Here is a 22,136-nt window from a genome sequence, read left to right on the forward strand (position 1 = left end):
GGCCGTACTGGCTCGGCCCACAACCCACCCGTGCGGTGCGACGAGTTGGGAACCTCCCGAAGTCGGGGCACGGTCTGTGACCGTGGAACCCCACGACTTCAGTCGTGGGAGGAAGTCAGCGCTCCGGAGTTTCAGTGGATTTGCGAGGCTCTGTTGAGATTCGACTATCGTTGCGCGACGACCGGGCTGACGTGAACTCTTGATGAGTGAACCCCTGAACAGGTTCGATGTGACTCGGTACTCCGACTGACGACGAGAAACGATGCGAGATGGATGTACGGAATACACTGTCCCTTCTCGGGAAATACCCACGCCACGGACGATACCATCAATTACCCGTGTGCTGATCGATGAGTATACGCCCTATGCCCCTCCACTCTGAACTCGCAAGCCGCCGAACGAGGCCCATCGTCGTGATTATCGGCGGCAACGTATACTCGATCCTGGTTTTGTCGTGGCTCTTCTCGTCAGGTGTGTCCATCTCCGGGCGTGGAATTGTGGCAGTTATCGCGTTGGGATATGCCTGGCTCGGGATGTTTCTGACGGCCGCCGTACCCCTGTATCTGTTCGCACGCTTCTCACTCCTCACCCCACCGCTCGTAACGCTCTGGATATTGGGGAATACGGTGTATCAGTGGCTGTACGGGGCGCACCTCCACCCTCTCTCGTCACACCTGACCGTCTGGCCACTTCTCTTAGGCGTCACGCTGGTGATCACACTCGGGGAAACACTACTGAGAGTCGCTCTCGACCGTACTTCCGGGCGATTTGGACTTCGTCCGGCCTTCTAACTACCGAATTCGTGTATTACTCGTCTCGAGTCCCTGCCCAACGCTGCCACAGGTCCATGGTCCACTCGAGGAGTGTTTTCCCGGGATCCGGCAGTATCTACTGATCCTCTTTGCTGTTTTTGGACTTCTCTGGCTTTGTTGAAATCCTATGCGTTCGACATCATCATCGCTGAAAAAACCGTAGGTGGATGTGCGCATTCAGCACCGGCAAAGGTAGACCGTTACAGGTAGTTATAAGATATCGAAATACTGGAGGCCGGCAATCAGCAGGATGGCACCAATCAGTACGAGTTTCATCACCCATGATGGAACATCTTTTCGAATTCTGAAGCCCCAGTCCATACGAGTCAATTATCTGCCCGGCTATTAAAATACCAAGCCGGGTATCTGGTTAAGAGACATGATTGAATCGCCCGCTACGTGGGTAACCTCTATCGAACGTTCAGAGTGTCTTGTCGATGTTGTGAGTGAGACAGCAGACAACGAGTTCACGGAACTGCTTCCACCAGTACCGTGACCGGACGAATGCGCTATATTTCCGTTTGAGGCGAGAGTTCACCGTCTCACTCTGACTACGTTGCCCGTAGAGGTCGGCGTCCAGTCGAGCATTCCACGCCCTGTGAAGTGACGAAAATTCTCGATGCTTGATGACCGGGCGAACATCCTCTTCGTGAGCTAATGCGCGAATCTTCTGGTCATCGTATCCCTTGTCGCCAAGGAGAATCGCAACATCACTGGTATTCCGCTTGATGAGCGACGGCGCAATTTGCGAGTCATGTTTTCGGGTCGTCGTCACGTGTATGTCGATGATTGCGTTCGACCTCGTGTCTACGAGGAGCGTGACTTTCAACTGCTGAATCGTCAGCTTCGTTCGCTTCGTGTAGTGTTTCGAGGCGTGACTGCGGTCGAAACCGGAGGCGTCAATCCCGACGACGCCGTTGGTCGGGAGGAGTGTGACCGAGAGGTTGAGAAGGACGCGCCAAACCGCCATATCAAGCCGATTGAATGCCTTACACAACGTCGAAGGAGAGGGGAGTTCCTCAAGATTGAGGGCGCTCCGAATCCGGGGCATCTCGATGAGTTCGTCAAGAAGCATCCGGTACGTCGTATTCTTCCGAACCTTGAGACAGAGGAGGACGATGTGTTGATGAAGTGTGTACCGCCGTTTCGAGAACTTCGACGAGTAACGAGCGACAGCTCGCCGAGCCAAGTGCATCGCTTGCTCGACGAACCGGAGTAACTGCGACTTCGGGAGGGCTTCCATCCGGTCAGACTACCAGTTGAACTTGTATCTCTCTGAGGATTTCAACAGAGCCACTTCTCTGTAGACGCTTGGGTTTCCGTGGAACGCCCGCTCGCGATAGGTTCGCTTCAGTCAACTAAATATGAGGACGTGATCGATACCGGCCTTCTTTTCGGTAACGTGCTCGTACTGACACTCGATTTCGGTCTCATGACTCAGGACCCGCTCACAGGGGCGTTATCCAGTGTCAATCCCCACTATGTAGCTACGTTAGTACTGATTCTCGCACCGATAGGGGCGATCCTTGGAGATGGCTTCACATCGCACCTTGTTCAAGACGAGTTGATGGCAGTCTGGCTCACGATTGCTGGACTGATGATCCTTGGGACATACACTCTCTCACTTACTTCATAGGTGGACTTCATTGAGGCTTGACTCAGGGCAGTCGTCTTGTTTCCCTGTCACTCAGTAATTGGATCCCACTGGGTCACATGTTCGTTGATTTGTAACTGCCCGTCCCGCCAACGAATATACGCAAGAAGCAATAGACCACCGAGCAGTGCAAAGATGACGTGGATCAGCCCCTCCTCACCGACCCATTTGTCGGGGCCGACGAGATCGAGAACGATGAGTTCGGGCGTGACTTGAGAGACACCGAGCCCGAAGAGTCCCTGTGAGAAATTGTAAAACACGTGAAAGCCGATCGGAAGTGCGAGATCGCCGGTAAGCACGTACACGCTCCCGAGCACCAGACCCGCTACCATGTAGTACCCATACTGACTGATGTGGGCTACCTTCCCGCCGTGTAGTGTCGCGAAGACGAGGGTGCTGAGAAGAACGGCCAGAAGTACTGCTGGCTTCCGCCCCACATATCCCGTCCCTCCTTCTGCGAGGTTCTTCAGCATGGTCGCTCGGAAAATGAACTCTTCCCAGATTGCTGCGACAGCGATATATGCGAACGTGACGAACACCGCCGGAATGAACGGGAGGAAACCGGGGGTTTCGGCGAACTCCATCACGGTAACCCAGCCGGCGTAAAGCGACACGATGAGAGCTCCGGCGTTGACTGCGACGCCCATCACGCTCCCAACGGTGACCGCTTTCCACCAATCGCGGTCGAACGATAGCCCGTAGTCGACGACCGGACGTCGATCAAGGAGCCTCGTGGCGACGAGGATCCCCCCAGCGAGGACGACTATCAAGCCGCTTAGCTCGAGAAACTCGCGGATCGGGTGTTCGAATCGGGCTCGTACCGCCGTCTGGATAACCGCAAGAGACAGAAACGTCAGAACAAGCGGTAACAGCGCCCGGAGCGGGGCCCGAAGTCGTCGATCGTCGTGGTTCCAAACCGGCCAGGTAAGCCAGTAACGGACACGCCACGTCGTCCTATCTTGGGTCTCTGTGGAGGGCATACTCGACTGGAGGGCCGGTATCACAGTAGCACCCCGGCATCGGCTTCCGACCCAGAAGTCGTGAGGGCTTTTTATTTGCTATCACTCGCAGGGAGACAGTATGGACGAGGACGGCGACGATGAACTCCTCGCGTTGCTCGACGACGAGTACGCGCGAGCCATCCTCGCCGAACTCACCACTGAACCGATGTCCGCCTCCGAACTCTGCACGGCCTGTGACATGTCCGATCCGACAGCGTACCGTCGTCTCGAACAGTTACAGGAGGCCAATCTCGTGGCCGAACAACAGACGATCGATCCCGATGGTCACCACTACAAGCGATACGTGGCGACCGTAGACGAAGTGTCGGTCACGTTCGAAGATGGTACGTACGAGGTGACCGTGACGAGATCCACGACGAATCCGGCCGACCGATTCACGGACCTGTTCGAGGGGTTGTCCTGAATGCTGGACGTATTGTTACAACTACGTTCGCCATCGTCGGATCCGGTGATCGCGCTCACCGTCGTCGTCCTGACGCTGCTGTCGATCAGCCTCTCTGTCGGAATCGCCCTCGTACTTCTTCGCGGCTATCGTCGGGGGCCAGGACACCCAGGAATGCTGTATCTCGCGGTCGGGCTAATTCTGCTCACGACCGTTCCGGAACTTCTTCGGATCGGATTGCCGACTCTCACGAGTGTGGATGCCGTCGGTCGATCTGTACTCGTGAGTGGGAGTGAACTTGCCGGGCTAGGAATCATCCTCTGGACTGTCTACGGAGGCGAGTCGCAATGATACTTGGCTTCCTCGGTGTGGACGCGCTTTCGGCCGGTAGTATCGCCTGGCTCTCACGGGGATTGACCGCTCTCGTTGGTCTGTTCGTCGCAACGCTAGCCTATCGTGGTTTCAAACGAAACGACGCCCCGAAGATGCGCTTACTCGCTCTTGGAATCGGGCTCCTGACGACAGGGGTATTCCTGACAGTTACAATTGCGAACTTCGCAGGAACTGACACAGGAGGTATTCTGATAGCACGTGGGGTCGTGACCGTGGCTGGCCTTTGTGCCGTGCTGCTGGCCCTTCTGAATCAATAAAGAGTACACTCTCTCGCCCCGACCGTTACGAACAACTGCTCGACAAGTACGTCCGCTATCAGGCAGGCGATTCAGAACGCTGCCTCTCGCTGGACCCCGGCAAGAACTGTACCATCTGCCTTGGTCACTCGCGTGGCCAGATATACGACCGCGATAATGGTAGCGTATTCGACGACACCGACGACAAAGTGGAGCTCAGGAGGAACACTCATGGCAACCAGAACAGGTGGGCTGTTCATCGTCGCGTGGATGAAAGCGACTAGCCAGAGGTTTCCAGTTACCGCGTAGACGATCCCGTAAGTGATGCCCATTAGAGTCAGGCCAAGGAGGTGGCTGGCCAGTGCGAGGCCGACTCCGTGTCCTAACGCGAGAAACCACCTCGGGAGGTGGAAGATGGCGAATATGACGGCTACGACCGCGACGCCAGTGACGACTGCGCGGCGGGTTTCGCCACCACCAATTACAGTGAACTTCCGCTGGAGATACGTCCGGAAGACGAGTTCTTCTGGAATCGCAGTGAACAGAAGCGAACTGAATAGTGCTGCCAAATAAGCGAGCGGATGGGCAGCGACCCCCGACCACGTGGCTTCGACCCCGACAACTCCCCATAGCGCGAGGCTGAATGCCACGAGATTGTACAGCACCCAGAACACGACCAGAACCGCGAGCACGGGGACGAGAGTGCGAAGGGACGGGAGGATCGAGCGTGGTGAGACGCCCTCGAGTTCGAACGTACCGAGAACGAGTGCAACGAGAAAAACGGCCCAGGCCATCCCTAGGATGGGTGGAGGTGATTCTCCCGGAACCGCAAACACGAGTACGGACAATACACTAACCACTACGAGATATACGGCAACAGGGACTATAGTAGCGTTTGGAAGTCTTTACTCACGGACGGGGGGACCGTCCCCGTCCGGAGTGTGTTATCGGTTCCAAACGCTACTATAGTAATCCGTCTTCGAAGGCCGTTGGATCCGCGTCAGTGTGTGCCATCACTCAGACGGCCTCCCACTCTGGCTGTTCGACGTGACGCTCCCAGAAGGACGCATCGAGATACGTATCATCAATCCCGGTCGCTCCTGATAGCCGAGCGACCCGTCCGACGATCGCCCAGAGGAGTCGCTGGAGCGGCAGGGGGAGCACCGCCATCGTCGTCTCGTCATACAAATCCGCCGCGACCAGGAGCGATTGCATCGTCCCCGGGCCGGGATAGTTTCCCTGTTCGTCGCTGCCGCGCTCGTGAGCCAGTCCCCAGGCGGTGTAGAGTCCCCTCACCGTTCGCATCGATGGGAGCTCGGCACAGAAGGCGACGATCTCGTCAGTATCGTTGCGGAAGGTGTGCTCTTGCCCCGGTTCGACAGTCAGCGATTCCCCGGGGCCGAGCCGGATTGGGTCCCCCTCACGGACGATGGTGACTTCTCCTTCGAGTGTCCTGAACGTCTCCGTCGTGGGATGATGGTGGGCAGGCGGCTCGGGAGACTCCGGCGACACCCACTGGACGAGAACGGGACGATCGGCCTCTTCCAAGTCTGGCTCCTCCAGCAGGGTCGCCCACGTCCGGCTCACTGGATCTGAAACGAGCGGGCGAGGCGACCGTCGCAGGAGGACACTGGCAGGGCTCTCGGGGTCCAGCTCGAGTGTCGCCCCTTCGATCGGTGTTCCGTCCGTGAGCGGGCGACCAGTCCGCAGGGGCCGTCTCCCTCTCTCGTCGGTACTCTGTCCCCGATCTCGGGGCCGCATCTCGGACTCCATCTCTATGCCGTACTATGGTCCATCATGGGATGGAGCTTCTGTGAGGTATGTATGCGGGATTTATCTCTTCCTTGGTTCGATAAACTGGACGTGAAACACCTCCAGGTCACCGTCCACGTCGACGACGACCACGCACCGGAGTTTTTCGAGTTGCTGGCCGATTCGCCGACTATCGCGGAGACCCGTCTGGTCGACTGGAGTATGACGGTCAGCGAACAGTCGACGCTCTTGTATACCGTCGATGGTGATCCGTCGACCTTCGCCGAGCGGGCGGCTGACACCGCTGGCATCGATTCGGTGGAACTGTCCGAAACGACACGGGGGCAGACGTACGTATTGGTCGTCATGCGACCGCTCGAGACGCCGCTGTTCGCTGCCGTCCAACGAGCAAGCACACAGGCGGGCCTTATCGTTCGCAAACCGATCATCTATCGTGATGGGACGATGTCGGCTCGCGTTGTCGGCGACGCCGAGCCACTCCAGCGCGCTCTTGACGCTGCTCCCGATGGCGTCGAGGTACAGATCGACGAAATTAGCCAACTCCAGGGCCATGCCAGTGATCCGGTAGTACAGTTGAGCGACAGACAGCGCGAGGCAGTCGCGGTTGCGCTCGAACTCGGCTACTATAATCAGCCTCGTGGGGCGACTCACGAAGACGTCGCCGCCGAACTCAACTGTGCGCCGTCGACAGTCAGTAATCATCTCCAGAAAGCAGAAGCGACCATCGTCCGCGGAGTGATAGATGAATTCGGGATCGATACGTAAGTTGTCTCGCATCGATGTGATTTCTGACTTGCACTCCCGGAGGCTGTCAGAGGCCTCTTCACAACGAGTTGGTGGCATCTCGATAAGTTCGTCGAGAAGCGTCTGATACGTCGTATTCTTCCGTATTTGAGGCAGAGCAAGACAATATGGGTGAAGTGTGTACCGTCGTTTCGAGAACTTCGAGGAGTAGCGAGCGACAGCTCGTCGGGCTAAGTGATACGCCTGCTCAACAAACCGGAGCAATCGTGACCGCGGGAGGGCCTGCATTCGGTCAAACTACTGTTCGATTCTGTAACTTTCTGAGGATTTCAACAGATCTACTTCGTCCGGCCTTCTAACTACCGAATTCGTGTAGCACTCGTCTCGAGTCCCTGCCCAACGCTGCCACAGGTCCATGCTTCACTTGAGGAGTGCTTTTCCAGGATACGGCTATTGATGATCTTCCTTTTGCACCACCCATTTATATTGTCGATAGAATAGACCGTTCCATGTCCTCCAAAATCAAAGACGTTGTCTTTAGTGAACCCTCCGGAAGGCTCCATGCGTTCGTAATGTTTGCTGGCGCATTAGTCATGTTGAGTATCTATATCTACTATGGTATTCTACTCGATGGATCCTCCCTCAGTTCGCTTATTATGGCCGTTGGATTCGCTCTCTCTGGATTCGCCGAGTCTCTTCCAACGGAACGCCGACAGATAGCAGGTGGATTGCGTGTCACCGCGATTCTCTGGCTACTCGGTCTACTCGGCCTCACCATCTTCGCTCCTGAAGTCATTCTTGGCCCTCGGTAGGGTGCGTGTTCGGTTCGCAGAGCACCTAGTGAGCCGACATCCCGGAGACGACGTTGAGGCAGTACACGCCGGCGATGATGAGACCGATACCCACGATCCCTGCGATATCGACCGGCTCGTCGAAGGCGACGACGCCGATAGCCGCGATAGCGACGATCCCGAGTGCGGCCCACGTTCCGTAGACGACACCGACCGGCAGATCCTCCAGCGCAAGCGAAAGGAAGTAAAACGCGGCACCGTACCCGACGAGGACGCCCAGACTCGGCAGCGGGCGTGAGAATCCCTGCGAGAGTTTGAGCGACGTCGTTCCGACGACCTCCGCGAGAATGGCCGTCCCGAGCACCACGTACGGGTTCATATACGGATGTCGACCGCCCGGTTCAGTAGTTGTTTCGACCACTGCGTCGACGCTCGGCGCTGCGCAGTGTGGTTTCCCGGCGGTCGTCCCACCACCGCCATCCCATCGTTCGTGTTCACACGTCCGGGTGCGGGTCGGAGGTCACTGTCTGTCCGCAGTGGATGTACGTCTTCGCCCGCTCGCTCCGGGCCAGTTCGGGATGAGCCGTCGCGGCGACGAACTGGACGGGCAGTCCCGCTCCAACGTACGGAACCCGGTGATCCTGAACGTGGAAGTGAAGGTGCGGTTCACTCGAATTTCCCGAATGGCCACAGCGGCCGATTGCTTGTCCTTGCTCGACGTGTTCTCCGGGGGTGACGCAGACGCTTCCCTTCTTGAGATGAGCGAGAAAGCTGTACTCGCCATCAGCGTGCTCGATGACGACGTAGTTGCCGGCCAGTCGGTACTGGAGCGGATCGATCCAGCCAGTCGTACGATGGTGGTCGCGATGACCGTCTTTTGCACGAACGACCGTGCCGTCAGCCGGGGCGAGGATCGGCTCGTCGAAGCAGTAAAACGAGTCGAGCCCGCCGCTGCCGTCGTGTGTCCGTCCGTCGTCATCCGTGATGACGAAATCGTGGGCGTATCGCTGTCGAACCGGGAACCACGAGTGGGAGTACCGTTTGTCTGGACTCCCGTTCACGACGGTCCACTCCCCATCGAACGGGAGCTGATACTCGACAGTGGATTCGTACGTCTCGGGGCGAGGAAGCTGGCCCCCGTGCCTGAAGAACGCCACGATAGCCCCCGCTACTTGGAAGATACCTCGAATCATAATATTCGGATGGACGAGGATCAGCAGGATCTGGAGTTTCTTGAGAGCCCCCGGTTCGTATGCCATCTCGATCCAGTGGCGCGGATCGTCGTCAGCGTAATATGACTCCGTCTCGGTTCGTTCTCCGGTCAGGCGGTGGTACAGGGAGCGAACACTATCTCGGAGCCCACTCAGTACGACGAGACCGGGCGGCACGAGGAAGAGCAAAAAGAAGAGGTAGAACAACTGGGCGAGTTCGAAGGCCTCGTGGACGAACTGCAGATACTCGAGAAAACCCAGGACGCCAAGCAGACCCAGCAGAAACGAACCCCGTTCTATCCGGTCCGTCAACGATTCGTCCACCGACGAATCGGCAGGGTGAGAGATAGAGGCAGTCATCGGTATCTGGTTTCGAAGCGGTATTTGTATAGCTTGGGCAGGTGCTGTCGACGAACGCTCGTGGGCCGATCACCATCATCTGGTGTGGTCGGCCGGAGTGTTCGTTCGCTCACAAAGACTCGTGGCTGGCGTGCTGTAGCGGTGAAGACGTTGTAAGTTACCCACGACTGAAGTCGTGGGCGTTCCTCCGCGAGGGGTTTCGGCCCACACTTCGTCCACCGTCGAGGGCGGGTTGTACGACGGCGGGCCGGGCACACGGAGGGGTTTCCTGCGTGGTGTTCCGACCCGTGGTCTGCGTCCGAAGCCGTCTCACACCGCTTTAATTATCGGTGGACTCCCCTCATTTCATCGCCGTGTAAGACGACGAGAGCGACGAGGCGTCATCCGTCCCCGATTTCAGGGCGTACCTACGGACGCCCCTCCACGGACGACACGTTTGGCCGACCGGGAGTGTAACTCACGGTACAGAACGCAGGAACATAACTCGAACGGTGGCGAAACCGGCCAATCGTCGCTCGTGGAACGTGTCGGGAGCGTCGGCTTCCTCCCACGGCTAAAGCCGTGGGCTTCCTCCTTGTATTCGTGTGAATACCGGGGTCACAACGAGGAGAGCAGGGAGAGGAGCTGAAAGGCTGCTCCGCCGAGAAGTACCAGTGCAAGGAAAATAGCAAACCATCGCCGACCGTTCCCCGGAATAGACGGAGCTTCTGAGGGATAGTACGACGAAAGCGGATTGTTGGGTTCTGGATCGCTATTACTCGTTGCGCAAAATCAGACAGTGTCCGATACAGTGAAACGAGACATAAGCGTCTGTTCGGATCCATGCCTTCCTTGCTAGCTGCTCGTCGCAGGGCACGAGTGTCTTTGTACTTCTGGAGAGTGAATGATTCTCACGAGCCACTTCATGATATCTCCGGTTACACCTAGTGGCAGAGTACTTCGATCAGTGGCTATCAGAGTGGCAGAAGACTCCTTCTTGTGCCAGAAAACGCCGGATTTACACTTCGCAGGCGGGGGGCTCAGGTCATTCCCCGAACGGTTCAAAGATGTCGACGTAGGCGGTCGTGAAGAGCCGTTGCACAAATTTCAGAGAATCCCTGTGATGAGTGCTATTGGTATCGAGACCAATAGTGTTATCGCATTGGCCTTCGAACCAATAGCTGAGGATGGGCTCGCTGACCGATGACGACCTCGATGGCGTAAGCGAGGGACAGAAGTACCCTGACGGGACTGTAGTCCGCGTGTTCTGCATGCGGACTGACCGCGACGCATACCCGTCTGGGTGGGCGTACAAGCTCCACTACGGTGCGACGGAGCCGGACCCGCCCCGCACGCTTGATGATGGGACGATTCGTCGGTATGATAACTCGCACGAGGACACAAAAGGGCACGAACTGCACGTCGCCCCTGACCCAAAACCAGAGATCATCGAGTTCCCCGGCATGGTCGAACTCTGGGAACGGTTTTGGAGCGAAATCCCGAAACCCGAACTCGAGGTCAAGTGAGGCCATCACCACGGTGATACCCATGAACGATTCCACCCCACCGCTGCATCCGATCGAACGCGAACAGCTTCGGACTGCGTCGACGCTCGTCGTGACAGTCAAATCGTCCGACGAGTTCCACGGCGATGTTACTGATGGCATCACGTCGCTCGAACAGGGTGATACGGTGGACGCTACGCCGACGCTCTCATTTACCAGCTACGACGACCTCATGGAGACGCTGACGCCGCGTGTCCTCGAACTCATTGAGGCCATTCGTCGGGACGAACCATCCAGCATCAACGAGGCTGCCCGGGTCGTTGATCGAGACGTAAAGAACGTCCACGAGGAACTCAGTCGGCTTGCCCAACTGGGCATCATCTTCTTCGAAGAAGATGGTCAGAGCAAGCGCCCCGTCGTCTGGTTCGACGAACTCGTCATCAACCTCCCGTTCGATCCCGACGCTGGAGACACAGCGGCTGCAGCACCGTAGGGGCACACATGCTGTTCGATGACGTAAGGTGTTCAGGGTACCTCGGAACAGACGCACTGATGTGTCGCCTGTGCGAAGTCCCGGATCGAGCGGTAGAGTTCTTCTGCGAGCATGAGCATGGCCTCCGCTTGGGCGACTGTGGCAACTGTGTCCCGTTGACATCCTCCCCGCGCTAAAGCGCGAGGATTCCTCCGTTGGGGGTTCGGCTATCGACCCACGGAGGCAACTTGCGGGTTTGTGCGCACTTCTTTGGGACGTTCGTGAGGGTGTGGTTTCCCCGACCAATCGTGGTCGTCCCACTCGAATCGCACGGGCCGTGCCATCGGCCTGACTTCCGTATCGCTGTTTTCTCGAAGGAACGTCTCTGACGCCGTGAGGTCGGCGTTTCCCTCGAATCCGCATGGACACGTTAGCGTATCTCCGTGGCGAACCGTCTCCTCGTGGTCGCCACACTCGGGACACGTCTGACTCGTCCACGCTTCTGACTCGGGGTCGAGGGAGATACCGTGTTCCTCACAGACGCACGCGAGACGGTGGATGAACTTCTTGAACGCCCAGAAGTTATGCGTCTTCTCGTTCACCCTGACCGACCAGTGCGTTTCCAGCACGTCGGTCAAGTCACCCACGTACACCGTCGCCACGCCCTCGTCGTACAGCCGTTCAACGAGGTCGCGCACCAGCGCGTTCTGTGCGTGGTCACGGCGCTTCGTCCGCTGTCGGTACAGCCGTCGAATCCGCTTGGAACTGTAGCGTCCCTCTCGGAGTTCCGACTGGAGACGGGCGATTTCGTCGGTCGTCTCGCGGAACCGCCCGAACAACTCCCGACCGTCGTAGAGATACTGGGAACCAGTGGTCGTGGAACAGGCGACGAGATTGTTTGCGCCAACGTCAAGGGCGGCTTCTTCGGAAGCCAGTGGTGAATCCAGTCGAGAATCAGGGACGGTGACTGGTTGGAAAGCCCTGAACGTGTCGCTCATCTCGTCGTACTCAAGTTCCAGACGGCCCTGTTCGCCGTCCCATTTCGGGTTGCCTCGGACTTCGAGGCGGAGTCGTTCGTGGTAGCCGAGTCCGTATTCGTCTTTCAGGTCCTGCCCGACAGGGATTTCCAGACGGCTACGCTTGCCCCACCGAATCGTGTACTGGTTGTTTCGGATGTAGGTACGGAGTTCGCGTCCGTCCTCCTCGTTGCCCCAGTACGACGGCGGGTTGGCGTACTCACCTTTCTCTTTGAGGGCGAAGAACGACCGCCACGCTTCGCTGTTCTTGCGCGTGACCTGTTGGACGGTCGCGCTTCCGACGACGCCGTTGTACTGTCCACGGTACTCGGAGGTGTCCCACACGTCGCCGTCACCGAAGTAGTTCTGACGGCGTTCGTAGGTCAGTTCATTCCACAGGGAGGCGGAGGCGTCGAGTAGCCGTAGAAGGCACTCTTTGTCGTTCTCGGTCTGTGGAACGACCTCGAAGGTGTTGACGCGCTTCATTCGTCGCCACCTTCCTGTTCAGCGATGTACTGTTCGACAGCGCCCTTCGAGGCGCTTCCCGCCGTACCGACGTAGTACGAGCGAGTCCACTTCACGCGGTCGTCGTATCGCTGATTGTACTTCCGCGCGGAGATTCCCTTCACCCAGTTGACGATGAGGGACGGGGCGTTCCTCGGGGGACTCCCGATGAGCAGGTGTACGTGGGCGGGCATGACCTCGGACTCGGCCAGTTCGAGGTCTTTGTCCACACAGATTTCCGCAAAGATGGCTTCGAGACGTTCCTTCGTCTTCCCCGTCAGGTGCGAACGCCGATACTTCGGCACGAATACTATGTGGTAGTAGAGTTCGTATTTCGCGTGACGGGTACTCTTCACCATCTATGCATACTATTGTGGTAATACGACTTAAAGATCGCGTTGGAACCCCGTCTATGCCATCGTTGGCGGTTGAATACTGTTGGTCGGCTTCATCCCCGCCCTGAAGGGCGAGGCTTTCGCCTCGAATTTTCCGTAATAAGCGGCGGACCGGTTCGTACGCCAGAGATCGATGAGCTGCTCCATCGTGTCCGCCGAGTAGAGAGTCAGCTCTGCTCCACGTTCGAAGACGGTTTCATGATCCTGGAAATCGTCGACGGTATCCGTCGTCTTGGCCAGTGCATAGTATTGGATCGTCCGTTCGATCGCTCCGAACGAGAGTTCGACCACGCTGGTGTAGTAGCCGTTATTGGCCTGAAGCACCCGGCAGGCATCCAGCAGCCGACATGCCTTGCGAAGTTGCGTGACGGCCGGTGTCGTCGGATCGAGATGCGTCTCACGGTCCTGACCGCGTGTATCGCGAAACGCGTGGGCGGCTTCTTCCAGCGCTCCTCGGACAGCGGCGTCATCAGGCATTATGAAGCACCTCCTGCTTGCGCTTCTGGAGCGCCTCGGAGTCCCGGAGAGTGAGCCCGGATGCGAAGACATCGTGGAGTCGGTCACTGTAGTCGATAGCCGTTTCGATCGATTCGACGAGAATCTGGAACTCGTACCGGTCGCCGTCGAACCGTTCGCTCCCAAGAGCGTTCGCGATATCGTGGGCTTGCCGTTGATTCGTCGCTCTGTCGTCCGTTACGAGCACCCAGAGATCGATGTCGCTCCGGCGATCCGCCTCGCCGCGTGCCACACTACCGAACACCATGACCCCGCACACATCCTCGATATCCTCCTCGATCCGGGTGAGCGCAGCACGGACGGGCGGCTGAAACTCCGGCTGCGGGATCTGCAGGATAGGGTCGTCCGGTTTCGAAAGCCGAGCCCGGTTGATGCCGACAAGCCGCTTGTTCCCCTCGTGTCGAGCTGTCACGAGTCCGTTCGCTTCTAGGACGTCCACTGCCTTGGAGACACTCCGTGTATTCGCATCCGTCGCTCTAGAGAGCTCGCGGATAGTGAACTCCGAGTACGGATTGTCTACGAGGACGCTGAGGAGCGGATCGGTGACGCCGTATCGATACAGCGAAGACTCTACAGCCGGCACCGGAATGGCGAGCGAATTCGTGCGGTCGGTCAGTTTGGACCCGGTCGGTGAAGTGACACCCGAATCGCTCCCCTGTGCCGAATCTTGGGTATTCTCGCTCTTCATGAGTACTAGTGGTCTCTACTAGAACAAAAACCTGGCTGAACGATCACCGCAGAGTGAGGAGTCGATGTGTCTTCGAAGAACCGTTGGACGAATGCCGCGGATCAGGGCCGTTCCCCGTGAGCCGGTCGGCCGAGGATCCGCTCTCTCGAACTCGGATCGGACAGCTGGCCGGCTGGTCAGTCGAGCGACGGGTTCAGATGAGTTACGGTCGTCCGCTGGCCCGCCCCGCGCGTCGGGCCGCCCTCCGCCTGCTCACGGCGCCTGGCTCGCGTGCGGTCGGTGAGGTCGTAGAGGCTGCAAACGTCTCTGCAGTGACTGTCAAACCCGGAACGACGCGCCGGACGCTGTCGTAGATTACCCCGGCCATTCGGGAAGTGCCGGCTTCTCATCCACCCACTGGATCGTCTCCAGTGCGGATGGGAGCTGCTGAAGCCGTTCATCGAGGACTGAGAGTGGATGTGCATCGAGAAATGCCGCCTCATACCGAGCGAGCGGCGTGTCTTCGAAATCGAGCTGGATGTGGCAGGGACCAAGGTTCTGGTGGCCGGCGTCCTGATGGAATCCAAGCATGAGGTTCCGCGCCGGTTCGATCCAGTTGATACGATAGTATTCATGCTCGACACCCGCTGGGTACCAAAATCGAAGTTCTAGCCGAGCGCTATCGACCGCGTAGGAGCTGCCGAGGAACGTCACCGTATCGACATCAGCAATCACGTAGCGAGGGCGACGACGAGACGGACGATAGCGCACCTCCTCACAGCCGGCATGGTTCGTCAATCGGTCGTGGACGGCCCGGAGGAGCGTGCGTTGCGTGTAGCGATCGCGGCCAGCAAGGAACATCATAGAGCGGGCGAAAAGGTGGTCAGCTCGTGGCGTGGTCGGGGGCGCCCGTCATATACTCACGAGCGGATTCGACGTCCGCGTAGAGCGCCAGGGCGTGTTTGATGAGTTGCCGATCCTCTTCGTTTTCGCGCCAGAACGCGATCACGTCGCGCCGTTCACGAAGCTCGGCACTCGACAGGTCGCCGTCGGCGAGCGACTGTTCGAGGTCCTCCCAGGTCTCGACATCGTACGTCTCCTTCCACGCTTCGATTTCCCCGGTGATCGCCGCTAGTTCGTCGCGAAGCGCATCGCGTGAGTTCTCCTCGATGAGCGATCGGATTTCGTCGAAGAGCAACCGGGTATAGTCCGGCTCATAGAGCGTCGTGTCGCCGACCCCAACGCGACGCACCCGTCCCTGCTCGACGAGGGCGTGGAGTTCCTCGTTCGTCGTACTCCACGCCGTGTCCGCCTGGTTACTGATCCAGTTGACCGAGCGGGGTTCCCGAAGGGTTTCGGCTACGGCCCGGATGCGCTCGCGTGCGCTCATCGACTCGGTCCACGACCGGACACCGTCTTGCGAGGACTCGGACATCTTGATCACCTCTCACGATAGTGTTCGCGTTTTACTCTCAAATATCTTTGTGCGTTCTAGAATAGTCTAGACTTTAGCAGGGACACTCGGAGATGGGAGCGAATGCGTCCGGTGAATCCCCCTCGCTTCCGCTCGGAGTTCGGCTTCTTCACCCAGGTCTCCCGCTGATTCCGTCGAGACGGAGAGGGGTACGACGATGAAACCCCCCGGCCACTCGGTGCTGAGCTAGGGCACCTCGAAGGAGCCTACACGTCTGCGTCCGCTGTAGTCCCGTGAGCCCGCAATATACTCGGCACGAAGAGCCGTGAGCTTGAGAGACAGAGTCTCCCGGCGATCGAGGCGACCTCGCCCTTTCTGAGTCCGCCAGGAGGTGGATGATTCGCCGAGCATCGATGTCGGGGTGGACGGTGTGTCTCTATGGCCCGCCCCGCGCGTCGGGCCGCCCTCCGCCTGCTCACGGCTCGCCTGTGGCCTCCGTGCGGTCGGCCACGCCGTCGCCGTTCGCGGACTCGCGGTTCACGCCGGTCACCGCTCGCATCGAGGCGCTCCCTGCTCGCGGTTCCCTGCGGTCACCGCTCGTCTGTGGCCTCCCTGCGGTCGGCCACGCTGGTCGCGCCTCGCAACGCTCGCGACTGACCATTCCGGGCGTGCGGCTCGCTCCTGCCGTCGCTCGCCGTTCCGGGCTGAAGTGCATGTGCCCTCGACGCCAGCGGGTATCCCTGCCGATCGTGCCCCTTGCGGGCGTTCACGTTCTAACGTTGGGTGCCACCTGGGCTATTCCATACAAAGATCGGGAGACGACGTGACGATACAAGGTGCAGGCGCTCGGCTTCCTCCCGGCTGAAGTTAGGCCATCCTCCGGGGACTCCGCCCCGTCATGCACGGCCAGGTTGACATCACGGTGTCGGGCACGCCTCCCGGGGACATCGGCGAGTGGACGCCGCACGTCGTCGACGAAGACGATCGGGACTGAGATCGCGCGATCCCCACCTGCGCTTTTATATGACTCACGAACTTGTTTTCGAGTAATGCGAATCGCCGAGTCGACCACTCTCGGCCCCTCCCTCGATCTCGACGCCCTCCAGGCTGTCCTCTGGGAGCATCCGGTCCAGCTCGCGATTCTCTTCGGCTCTCACGTCACCGACACGACCCACGCCACGAGCGACATCGATCTCGCGGTCGAGTTCGACGAGCATCGGCCTTCCGACCCGAGCTACAACGACGTCTTCCTCGGCCTGAGCGCTGACCTCAGTGTCGCGCTCGAGACGGATGATGTGGATCTCGTTGACCTCCACACGGTTGCCCCACCGCTCGCAGCGGCCATCTTCGAGAACGGCGTCCTCTTGGTCGGGACGGAGGAGCACGCCACCGAGCTGCGTCGCCAACTCACGACGTCCGGGAACGACCAGCAATCACCCCGCGACCGGCTGGATACGGCCCTGGAGAGAATCGACCACCATCTCGGCGACGACGATACTGGTGTCCCAGCCGCGGGCGAGGCCGAGGACGACGGATGAGTAACGCGGCACCGCCGGCGGATCGCCTCAACCGGATTCTAACCGCTGTCGAAACCATCGAGGAGAGTCTCGGCATCCTCGCCCGCAAGCAACAGGTCAGTCGGCCGCGTTAGGACTATCAGTCTACCAGTACTATACGACGTTATGGCTCCCGAGGAGGGATCTACTGACCTCGCGTCCGACATCGAGGACATCCGGAGGTATCTGCGCGACCAGCCGCTCGAATTCGCGCTCCTGTTCGGCTCGCAGGTCACGGGGACGGCCACTGATCGGAGTGACGTCGACTTGGTCGTAAAGCTCTCGGATGATCTAGAACCCGACGAGCGATTTCAGCGACGAAATCGTATCGCCGGTGAACTGATGGCCCTGCTCGGTCGCGACGACGTCGACGTGAGCGAGCTCGACCATCTCCCGACGGAGATTGCCCACTCGGCCCTCCAAGAGGGTGTACTCCTCGTCGGTGACGAGGAGACTGTCGCGGACTACAGACAGCAGGTCGCCAAGGCGTACGAACAGACGGCGACCGACCGGAAGCGAGATCGGGACGCATTGCTGCGGCGGCTCGAGCAGGGCACGTATGGTCGATGACGAGGTGGTGATACGGAAGCTTGAGGCCATCGAGCGGTATCTTCGACACCTTCGAGACGAACAGCAGATCGACGAGGCTGCGTACCTCGACAACGATCGAACGCAACGCGTTGTCGAACGCCTGTTTAACAACCTGATCAACACGTGTATCGATCTCGCAGCTCACATCAGAGCTGCAGAGGAGCTCCCAGACACAGGGAGTGCAGCAGGGGATATGCAGACGCTGGTTGAGGCCGGTATCCTCCCGGAGCCGCTCGGCGAGCAGATGATCGAAATGACCGGCTTTCGAAACCCGCTCACGCATGATTATGAGGCGGTCCGTCAGCCAGAGGTGTATCGCCAGCTACAGGATCTCGATCGGTTTGAACGCTTCGCGGAAGCTATCTTTCATCAAGGAGAGAATCCCGCCGTGTACGGCGGGCGTGAATCCGACACGCACACGTATGCTGTCTGGGGAGTGAGTCAGTATCACCGACACAAAAGAACTGAGATACCTCCGAGTCACCGGGGCAGAACCACCCGAACCCACCGGCGGATAGGAGTAACGGGGGCGTGGCACTCCCATCGACACGTCGGGTCGGAAACGTACGTTCCCAACCCAGCGGTGCGGGGCCGTGGGAAGCCTCGTCGTGTACGGCGAGGAGGATGTCACCGTGGAGTACTACGAAGACGAGTTGAGATAGTATCGGTATCCGGGCTCTCGGCCAGAATACACAGGACGCTCCGGCCATACCATCGTTCACATGACCCAGGGGGAAGTCCACGGCTTTAACCGTAGGACGAATCCGACTTCGTTCGCGAACTCGATGAGTATCCCGTCGAACGAGACGTATTGCCGACTACCCTCTGTCTACTAACGGAGGAGAGAGTTTGAGCACGCTATTTATACCCTGTAGCACGATGGTACTACAATGAACTACGCGAGTGTGAGCGTCAGGTTCCCGGTCGACCTCGACACCGAGATCGAGCGATTCCTCGATGAAACGGGGATCTACACGAACAAGAGCGAGTTCATCAAGGAAGCCTGCCGTGCCCATCTCCGCAAGCTCAACAACGACACAGCAATCGCCGCGCTTCGGCTCGAGCAGCTCCTCGCGCAGGCTGAACAGCGCCGCGCGCCCGATAGCGAGATCAACGCCGGGCTCGCGGCGCTCGGCGGGAACGTCGATGCAGACGACCTCGAACGAGCCGTCGAAGAGGCACGGGAGGAAACGTCCGAGCAGGTGTACGGATCCGACGCGTGACGATCCTCGAATATGGATGGGGGTGCGGGTCGTTCACCCAGTTGGAGCCAGCCGCACTCACGCCCTGGGATCTCCATCGGACTCGTTCTCTGATGGGCTGTCTTGCTACGACCGTCCCCTCGGCATCGTGTGAGTAAATGACATTGGCCCCACATATTGAAATCGGCAGCGGTACTCGGTATCGGTATGGAATGCCCTGCGTGTGGCGGTCCGGTCACGATGGAAGTGGGGCCGGACCAGCCACTCTCGGCATCAGTGGCGGATGCACTGCTCGCCGCCGCCGAAGACGAGTCGATCTTCGTCGCCAGAGATTGCTGGGCGTGTGGGTGGAGCGAAGAACGGTCAGTGATCATCGATTCTATCGAGACAACCGAAGGTGATTCCCAGGCGGTCGAGCGAGCCGCGCTTCTCGACGAGATCATGAGTGAGGCCGAGGCGATCGACGAGCTCGCGACGCTCGAGGATGCCCTCACAGCGGTTCGCCGTCAGCGGCGTCTCGAAACTGCTGGGTCTGACTCGCCTGAGGATGTCGACGGGGAGTAGGGACGACTCGTGACCGATACCGACGCTCTCTACGATGTTCGAGAACGGACGGGGGAGCCAGTCCACGCGTCGGTTGACGACGTCATCGCACTCGTGTTCGAGCGAGCACAGGAGCCACGTGCGGACCACCAGGACGCCCATCTCGACGAGGCGATGGCAGCGATTGTCGATCAGTATGGAGCGGAGATCGTCCGAACCGTTATCCGCCGTATTCTCGTCGAGCACTACCCGTTTCGGACAGCCACGGTCGGCCTCAATATGCGCAACATCGATGGCGTGCGTATCGGAACGACGGCCGGCTGGTTCCTGCGAGAGTTGAACGCGGAGCAAACCAGCTGAGCCCTCACACCTGAAAGCCCTCGGCCGTTCACGGGCGGTGACCGCCCGTGAGCTCGGGAGAGCAAGAGTGGTCAGCGCAACGTTTGAATGACGTCGAGACGACACGCGTTGAGTCGCTTGAAAGCCCTCGGGCGCTCGACTCCCGCGGCTCGCCGCGGTCCTCGTCGCTCACGTCGTTCGCTCCTGCGGTCCTTACATCGCCGGGGTTCGTCGAGCGCCTTCGCCCTTTCAGTCCGCCAGGAGCGTGGCTGATTCGTCCAGCGTCGATGTTGGGTTGGACGGTGTGTCTCTCCGGCCCACCCCGCGCGTCGGGCCGCCCTCCGCGCGCTTACGGCTCCTGGCTCGCGGTTCCCTGCGGTCACCGCTCGCCCGTGGCCTCCCTCGGTCGGCCACGCCGTCGCCGTTCGCGCTGTCGCTCGCGACCGACCATTCCGGGCTGCCTGCCTGCGGTCGCGGGCGGGCTGCCGGGCTGAAGTGCATGTGCCCTCGACGCCAGCGGGTAAGCGCCGGGGGTTGCGCGGCGTGGCTGCTCACCCCGCGACGCTTACTCCGCTGGCCGCTCGCTCCGGGCGGCCGCTTCCCGCGCGGGGCTGGATGTCTCACCTGTCGGTGGCGCGCGCCGCTCGCGCCCGAGGGCGCTCGCGAAGGCGCGAGACGGCGCGCGCAGAGTCAGTCGGTGCAGTGGCGCTGGTAGCCACGGCTGAGGACCGTGGTCGTCGGAGAAAGGCGCCGAGGAAGCGCCTTCGGTCTGAGTAGACCAATGATAGCTAGAGACATCTTCGCTGATGAAGGTTCGGATGGATCGAGCGGAAACGAACGGTTCGACGCGCGGAACGTGGCCTGGCGGCCGACCTGTCCCGAGTGCGATGGACGGGTAGTTTCGGAGGACTGTGAGGCGGTGTGTGCCGACTGCGGGCTGGTCGTGACGATCGATGCGCTGGAGCGGAAGCCAGGGCTGAAAGCCCATGCGCCCGATTCGACGGATCGAAAGGGCGAGTGGGCGGTCGAACCCACCACGGAGCTGCGGGTCGACAAGGGCCTCCATACGACGTTCTTCCTCAACACCGACGGGAAGGGCAACGCGCTCTCCTCGAAGCAGAGAGAGCGGATGGGGCGGCTCAGAAGGCGGCACAAGCGCTTCCAGATGGACTCCAAGCGTGACAACCGGCTGAACGAGGGCTTCCGTGATATCGGGATGATCGGGGCGAATCTCAGTATCCCCGAACACGTCCAGACGGATGCCTCGCGGTACCTCGAAGCGGCCAAGGAGGCGCGGCTTCCGGGCGGGCGGATGGCCTGGGAGTCGCTGGCCGCGGGGGCGGTGTTGCTGGCAGCGCGCCGAGCGAGCATTGATCGGACGCCGACCGAGATCGCAGAGTATGCGAAGGCCCCCGAAGAGCGGGTGTGTGCGGCCGCCCGGAAGATCCGCCTCCAGACGGATGTGGATGCACCCCCAGTCAGAGACCGGGCGGTCGACCAGGTGGTCGCGGCGCTCGACGATGCGGTGGACGTCGGGACCGGTATCGAACTGGTCCGGATCGCGGATCGGCTGATGCGGGTGGCCGATTCGGAGCCGATCGGACCGGGGACGTCGCGGATGAGCGTGGCCGGAGCGGCCGTCTACGCGGCTGATCGGCTGACCGATGGGAAATCGGTGACGCAGGGTGAGGTCGCGGTGGCCGTCGAACGGACGCTCCCGACGACGAAAGGACGGGTCGCGCGGTACTCCCGAAAGCTGTACGACGCGGCCGAGCGGCGGTTGAAGACGACGACTGAGGTGGCCGAGCTGGTCGCGGCGGACTGAAGCGGTCGTCCTCTTTCTTTTTTGACCCCCACCCACCAGCCACCGCCCCACCCTCCGCTCCGTGCTCGCTAGCGCTGCGCGCGCAGCCACGACCGTGATGCAAGACGGTCTCATGCGGTGTTTCAGTGGCAGACGGAGCGAACACGGCGAAAGGTACCGATGGATGCTGTCGGTCAATCCAATCGCTGATAGCGTGAGTTGGAGCGAGTACTTAGCCGCAGGACAGTAGCGCAC

General features: G+C 59.8%; 27 protein-coding genes and 1 pseudogene. 14 read left to right on the forward strand and 14 right to left on the reverse strand.

The features are described from left to right. Positions 1-328: 328 nt before the first annotated feature. Together WDJ58_RS18695 and WDJ58_RS18700 are read right to left on the reverse strand one after the other, a co-directional pair. Positions 329-589, reverse strand: a complete 261-nt coding sequence (locus tag WDJ58_RS18695; protein ID WP_338914813.1) for a hypothetical protein — start codon at positions 587-589, stop codon at positions 329-331. A 644-nt stretch (positions 590-1,233) separates the two neighbouring features. Beyond that, positions 1,234-2,055 carry an IS5 family transposase gene (locus WDJ58_RS18700; RefSeq protein WP_338914814.1) on the reverse strand — a complete coding sequence of 274 codons (822 nt, stop codon included), beginning with the start codon at positions 2,053-2,055 and terminating at the stop codon, positions 1,234-1,236. Positions 2,056-2,133: 78 nt separating this feature from the next. On the opposite strand from WDJ58_RS18700, the gene WDJ58_RS18705 reads away from it, so the two are divergent. Then, complete coding sequence (locus WDJ58_RS18705; RefSeq protein WP_338914815.1) at positions 2,134-2,448, forward strand: hypothetical protein; 315 nt, start codon at positions 2,134-2,136, stop codon at positions 2,446-2,448. A 47-nt stretch (positions 2,449-2,495) separates the two neighbouring features. On the opposite strand, the gene WDJ58_RS18710 is transcribed toward WDJ58_RS18705, so the two are convergent. Further along, positions 2,496-3,446 carry a CPBP family intramembrane glutamic endopeptidase gene (locus tag WDJ58_RS18710; protein WP_338914816.1) on the reverse strand — a complete coding sequence of 317 codons (951 nt, stop codon included), beginning with the start codon at positions 3,444-3,446 and terminating at the stop codon, positions 2,496-2,498. A 100-nt stretch (positions 3,447-3,546) separates the two neighbouring features. Between WDJ58_RS18710 and WDJ58_RS18715 the strand changes: the two genes are divergently transcribed. Beyond that, the gene (locus tag WDJ58_RS18715; protein ID WP_338914817.1) at positions 3,547-3,891 is read left to right on the forward strand and encodes an ArsR/SmtB family transcription factor; all 345 of its coding nucleotides are present in this window, start codon (positions 3,547-3,549) and stop codon (positions 3,889-3,891) included. A 45-nt stretch (positions 3,892-3,936) separates the two neighbouring features. Further along, positions 3,937-4,221: a hypothetical protein gene (locus WDJ58_RS18720; RefSeq protein WP_338914818.1), complete on the forward strand. Its 285-nt coding sequence runs from the start codon at positions 3,937-3,939 to the stop codon at positions 4,219-4,221. A gap of 370 nt (positions 4,222-4,591) precedes the next feature. On the opposite strand, the gene WDJ58_RS18725 is transcribed toward WDJ58_RS18720, so the two are convergent. Both WDJ58_RS18725 and WDJ58_RS18730 read right to left on the reverse strand, forming a co-directional pair. Then, positions 4,592-5,191, reverse strand: coding sequence for a type II CAAX prenyl endopeptidase Rce1 family protein (locus WDJ58_RS18725; protein ID WP_338914819.1), 600 nt, complete (start codon positions 5,189-5,191; stop codon positions 4,592-4,594). Positions 5,192-5,516: 325 nt separating this feature from the next. Continuing rightward, the gene (locus WDJ58_RS18730) at positions 5,517-6,086 is read right to left on the reverse strand and encodes a cupin domain-containing protein (RefSeq protein ID WP_338914820.1); all 570 of its coding nucleotides are present in this window, start codon (positions 6,084-6,086) and stop codon (positions 5,517-5,519) included. A 276-nt stretch (positions 6,087-6,362) separates the two neighbouring features. Between WDJ58_RS18730 and WDJ58_RS18735 the strand changes: the two genes are divergently transcribed. Beyond that, the gene (locus tag WDJ58_RS18735; protein ID WP_338914821.1) at positions 6,363-7,037 is read left to right on the forward strand and encodes a helix-turn-helix domain-containing protein; all 675 of its coding nucleotides are present in this window, start codon (positions 6,363-6,365) and stop codon (positions 7,035-7,037) included. Positions 7,038-7,100: 63 nt separating this feature from the next. Here WDJ58_RS18735 and WDJ58_RS18740 read toward each other — a convergent pair. Continuing rightward, positions 7,101-7,304 (reverse strand): annotated as a pseudogene (locus tag WDJ58_RS18740) (IS5/IS1182 family transposase); the annotation flags it as partial. 221 nt (positions 7,305-7,525) lie between these two features. Here WDJ58_RS18740 and WDJ58_RS18745 point away from each other — a divergent pair. Next, a complete protein-coding gene (locus WDJ58_RS18745) occupies positions 7,526-7,828 on the forward strand; it encodes a hypothetical protein (protein WP_338914822.1) in 303 nt (100 codons plus the stop codon). A 25-nt stretch (positions 7,829-7,853) separates the two neighbouring features. Here the strand turns inward: WDJ58_RS18745 and WDJ58_RS18750 are convergent, their stop codons facing one another. Both WDJ58_RS18750 and WDJ58_RS18755 read right to left on the reverse strand, forming a co-directional pair. After that, the gene (locus tag WDJ58_RS18750) at positions 7,854-8,186 is read right to left on the reverse strand and encodes a DMT family transporter (protein ID WP_338914823.1); all 333 of its coding nucleotides are present in this window, start codon (positions 8,184-8,186) and stop codon (positions 7,854-7,856) included. 115 nt (positions 8,187-8,301) lie between these two features. Further along, a complete protein-coding gene (locus WDJ58_RS18755) occupies positions 8,302-9,378 on the reverse strand; it encodes a M23 family metallopeptidase (protein WP_338914824.1) in 1,077 nt (358 codons plus the stop codon). A gap of 1,166 nt (positions 9,379-10,544) precedes the next feature. Between WDJ58_RS18755 and WDJ58_RS18760 the strand changes: the two genes are divergently transcribed. Both WDJ58_RS18760 and WDJ58_RS18765 read left to right on the forward strand, forming a co-directional pair. Further along, positions 10,545-10,883, forward strand: coding sequence for a toxin-antitoxin system TumE family protein (locus tag WDJ58_RS18760; protein WP_338914825.1), 339 nt, complete (start codon positions 10,545-10,547; stop codon positions 10,881-10,883). Positions 10,884-10,905: 22 nt separating this feature from the next. After that, positions 10,906-11,355, forward strand: a complete 450-nt coding sequence (locus WDJ58_RS18765; RefSeq protein ID WP_338914826.1) for a hypothetical protein — start codon at positions 10,906-10,908, stop codon at positions 11,353-11,355. A 206-nt stretch (positions 11,356-11,561) separates the two neighbouring features. On the opposite strand, the gene WDJ58_RS18770 is transcribed toward WDJ58_RS18765, so the two are convergent. The 6 genes from WDJ58_RS18770 to WDJ58_RS18795 form a co-directional block, all read right to left on the reverse strand. After that, positions 11,562-12,836 carry an RNA-guided endonuclease InsQ/TnpB family protein gene (locus tag WDJ58_RS18770; protein ID WP_338914827.1) on the reverse strand — a complete coding sequence of 425 codons (1,275 nt, stop codon included), beginning with the start codon at positions 12,834-12,836 and terminating at the stop codon, positions 11,562-11,564. Continuing rightward, positions 12,833-13,213, reverse strand: a complete 381-nt coding sequence (gene tnpA / locus WDJ58_RS18775; RefSeq protein ID WP_338914828.1) for an IS200/IS605 family transposase — start codon at positions 13,211-13,213, stop codon at positions 12,833-12,835. Before tnpA ends, WDJ58_RS18770 begins: the two co-directional genes overlap by 4 nt. A gap of 51 nt (positions 13,214-13,264) precedes the next feature. Next, a complete protein-coding gene (locus WDJ58_RS18780; protein WP_338914829.1) occupies positions 13,265-13,726 on the reverse strand; it encodes a DNA-binding protein in 462 nt (153 codons plus the stop codon). Further along, the gene (locus WDJ58_RS18785) at positions 13,719-14,453 is read right to left on the reverse strand and encodes a nucleotidyltransferase domain-containing protein (RefSeq protein WP_338914830.1); all 735 of its coding nucleotides are present in this window, start codon (positions 14,451-14,453) and stop codon (positions 13,719-13,721) included. Before WDJ58_RS18785 ends, WDJ58_RS18780 begins: the two co-directional genes overlap by 8 nt. 354 nt (positions 14,454-14,807) lie before the next feature. Then, positions 14,808-15,296 (reverse strand): hypothetical protein, encoded by a 489-nt coding sequence (locus WDJ58_RS18790; RefSeq protein ID WP_338914831.1) that lies wholly within the window; start codon positions 15,294-15,296, stop codon positions 14,808-14,810. Between the two features lie 19 nt (positions 15,297-15,315). Then, positions 15,316-15,867 carry a DUF7342 family protein gene (locus WDJ58_RS18795; RefSeq protein ID WP_338914832.1) on the reverse strand — a complete coding sequence of 184 codons (552 nt, stop codon included), beginning with the start codon at positions 15,865-15,867 and terminating at the stop codon, positions 15,316-15,318. 1,028 nt (positions 15,868-16,895) lie between these two features. Here WDJ58_RS18795 and mntA (WDJ58_RS18800) point away from each other — a divergent pair. From mntA (WDJ58_RS18800) to WDJ58_RS18830, 7 genes are all read left to right on the forward strand, one after another. After that, positions 16,896-17,384 (forward strand): type VII toxin-antitoxin system MntA family adenylyltransferase antitoxin, encoded by a 489-nt coding sequence (gene mntA / locus WDJ58_RS18800; protein WP_338914833.1) that lies wholly within the window; start codon positions 16,896-16,898, stop codon positions 17,382-17,384. 144 nt (positions 17,385-17,528) lie between these two features. Next, a complete protein-coding gene (mntA, locus tag WDJ58_RS18805; protein WP_338914834.1) occupies positions 17,529-17,972 on the forward strand; it encodes a type VII toxin-antitoxin system MntA family adenylyltransferase antitoxin in 444 nt (147 codons plus the stop codon). After that, positions 17,962-18,744: a type VII toxin-antitoxin system HepT family RNase toxin gene (gene hepT, locus WDJ58_RS18810; RefSeq protein ID WP_338914835.1), complete on the forward strand. Its 783-nt coding sequence runs from the start codon at positions 17,962-17,964 to the stop codon at positions 18,742-18,744. The genes mntA (WDJ58_RS18805) and hepT overlap by 11 nt, the downstream gene beginning before the upstream one ends. Positions 18,745-18,883: 139 nt before the next feature. Beyond that, positions 18,884-19,216 (forward strand): ribbon-helix-helix domain-containing protein, encoded by a 333-nt coding sequence (locus WDJ58_RS18815; protein WP_338914836.1) that lies wholly within the window; start codon positions 18,884-18,886, stop codon positions 19,214-19,216. A gap of 186 nt (positions 19,217-19,402) precedes the next feature. After that, positions 19,403-19,759 (forward strand): hypothetical protein, encoded by a 357-nt coding sequence (locus tag WDJ58_RS18820; protein WP_380661237.1) that lies wholly within the window; start codon positions 19,403-19,405, stop codon positions 19,757-19,759. A 9-nt stretch (positions 19,760-19,768) separates the two neighbouring features. Next, a complete protein-coding gene (locus WDJ58_RS18825) occupies positions 19,769-20,098 on the forward strand; it encodes a hypothetical protein (RefSeq protein ID WP_338914838.1) in 330 nt (109 codons plus the stop codon). A 760-nt stretch (positions 20,099-20,858) separates the two neighbouring features. Beyond that, positions 20,859-21,902, forward strand: coding sequence for a transcription initiation factor IIB family protein (locus WDJ58_RS18830; RefSeq protein WP_338914839.1), 1,044 nt, complete (start codon positions 20,859-20,861; stop codon positions 21,900-21,902). Positions 21,903-22,136 lie beyond the last annotated feature (234 nt).

This window comes from Salinirubellus litoreus (assembly GCF_037335815.1).
Classification (GTDB): Archaea; Halobacteriota; Halobacteria; order Halobacteriales; family Haloarculaceae; genus Salinirubellus; species Salinirubellus litoreus.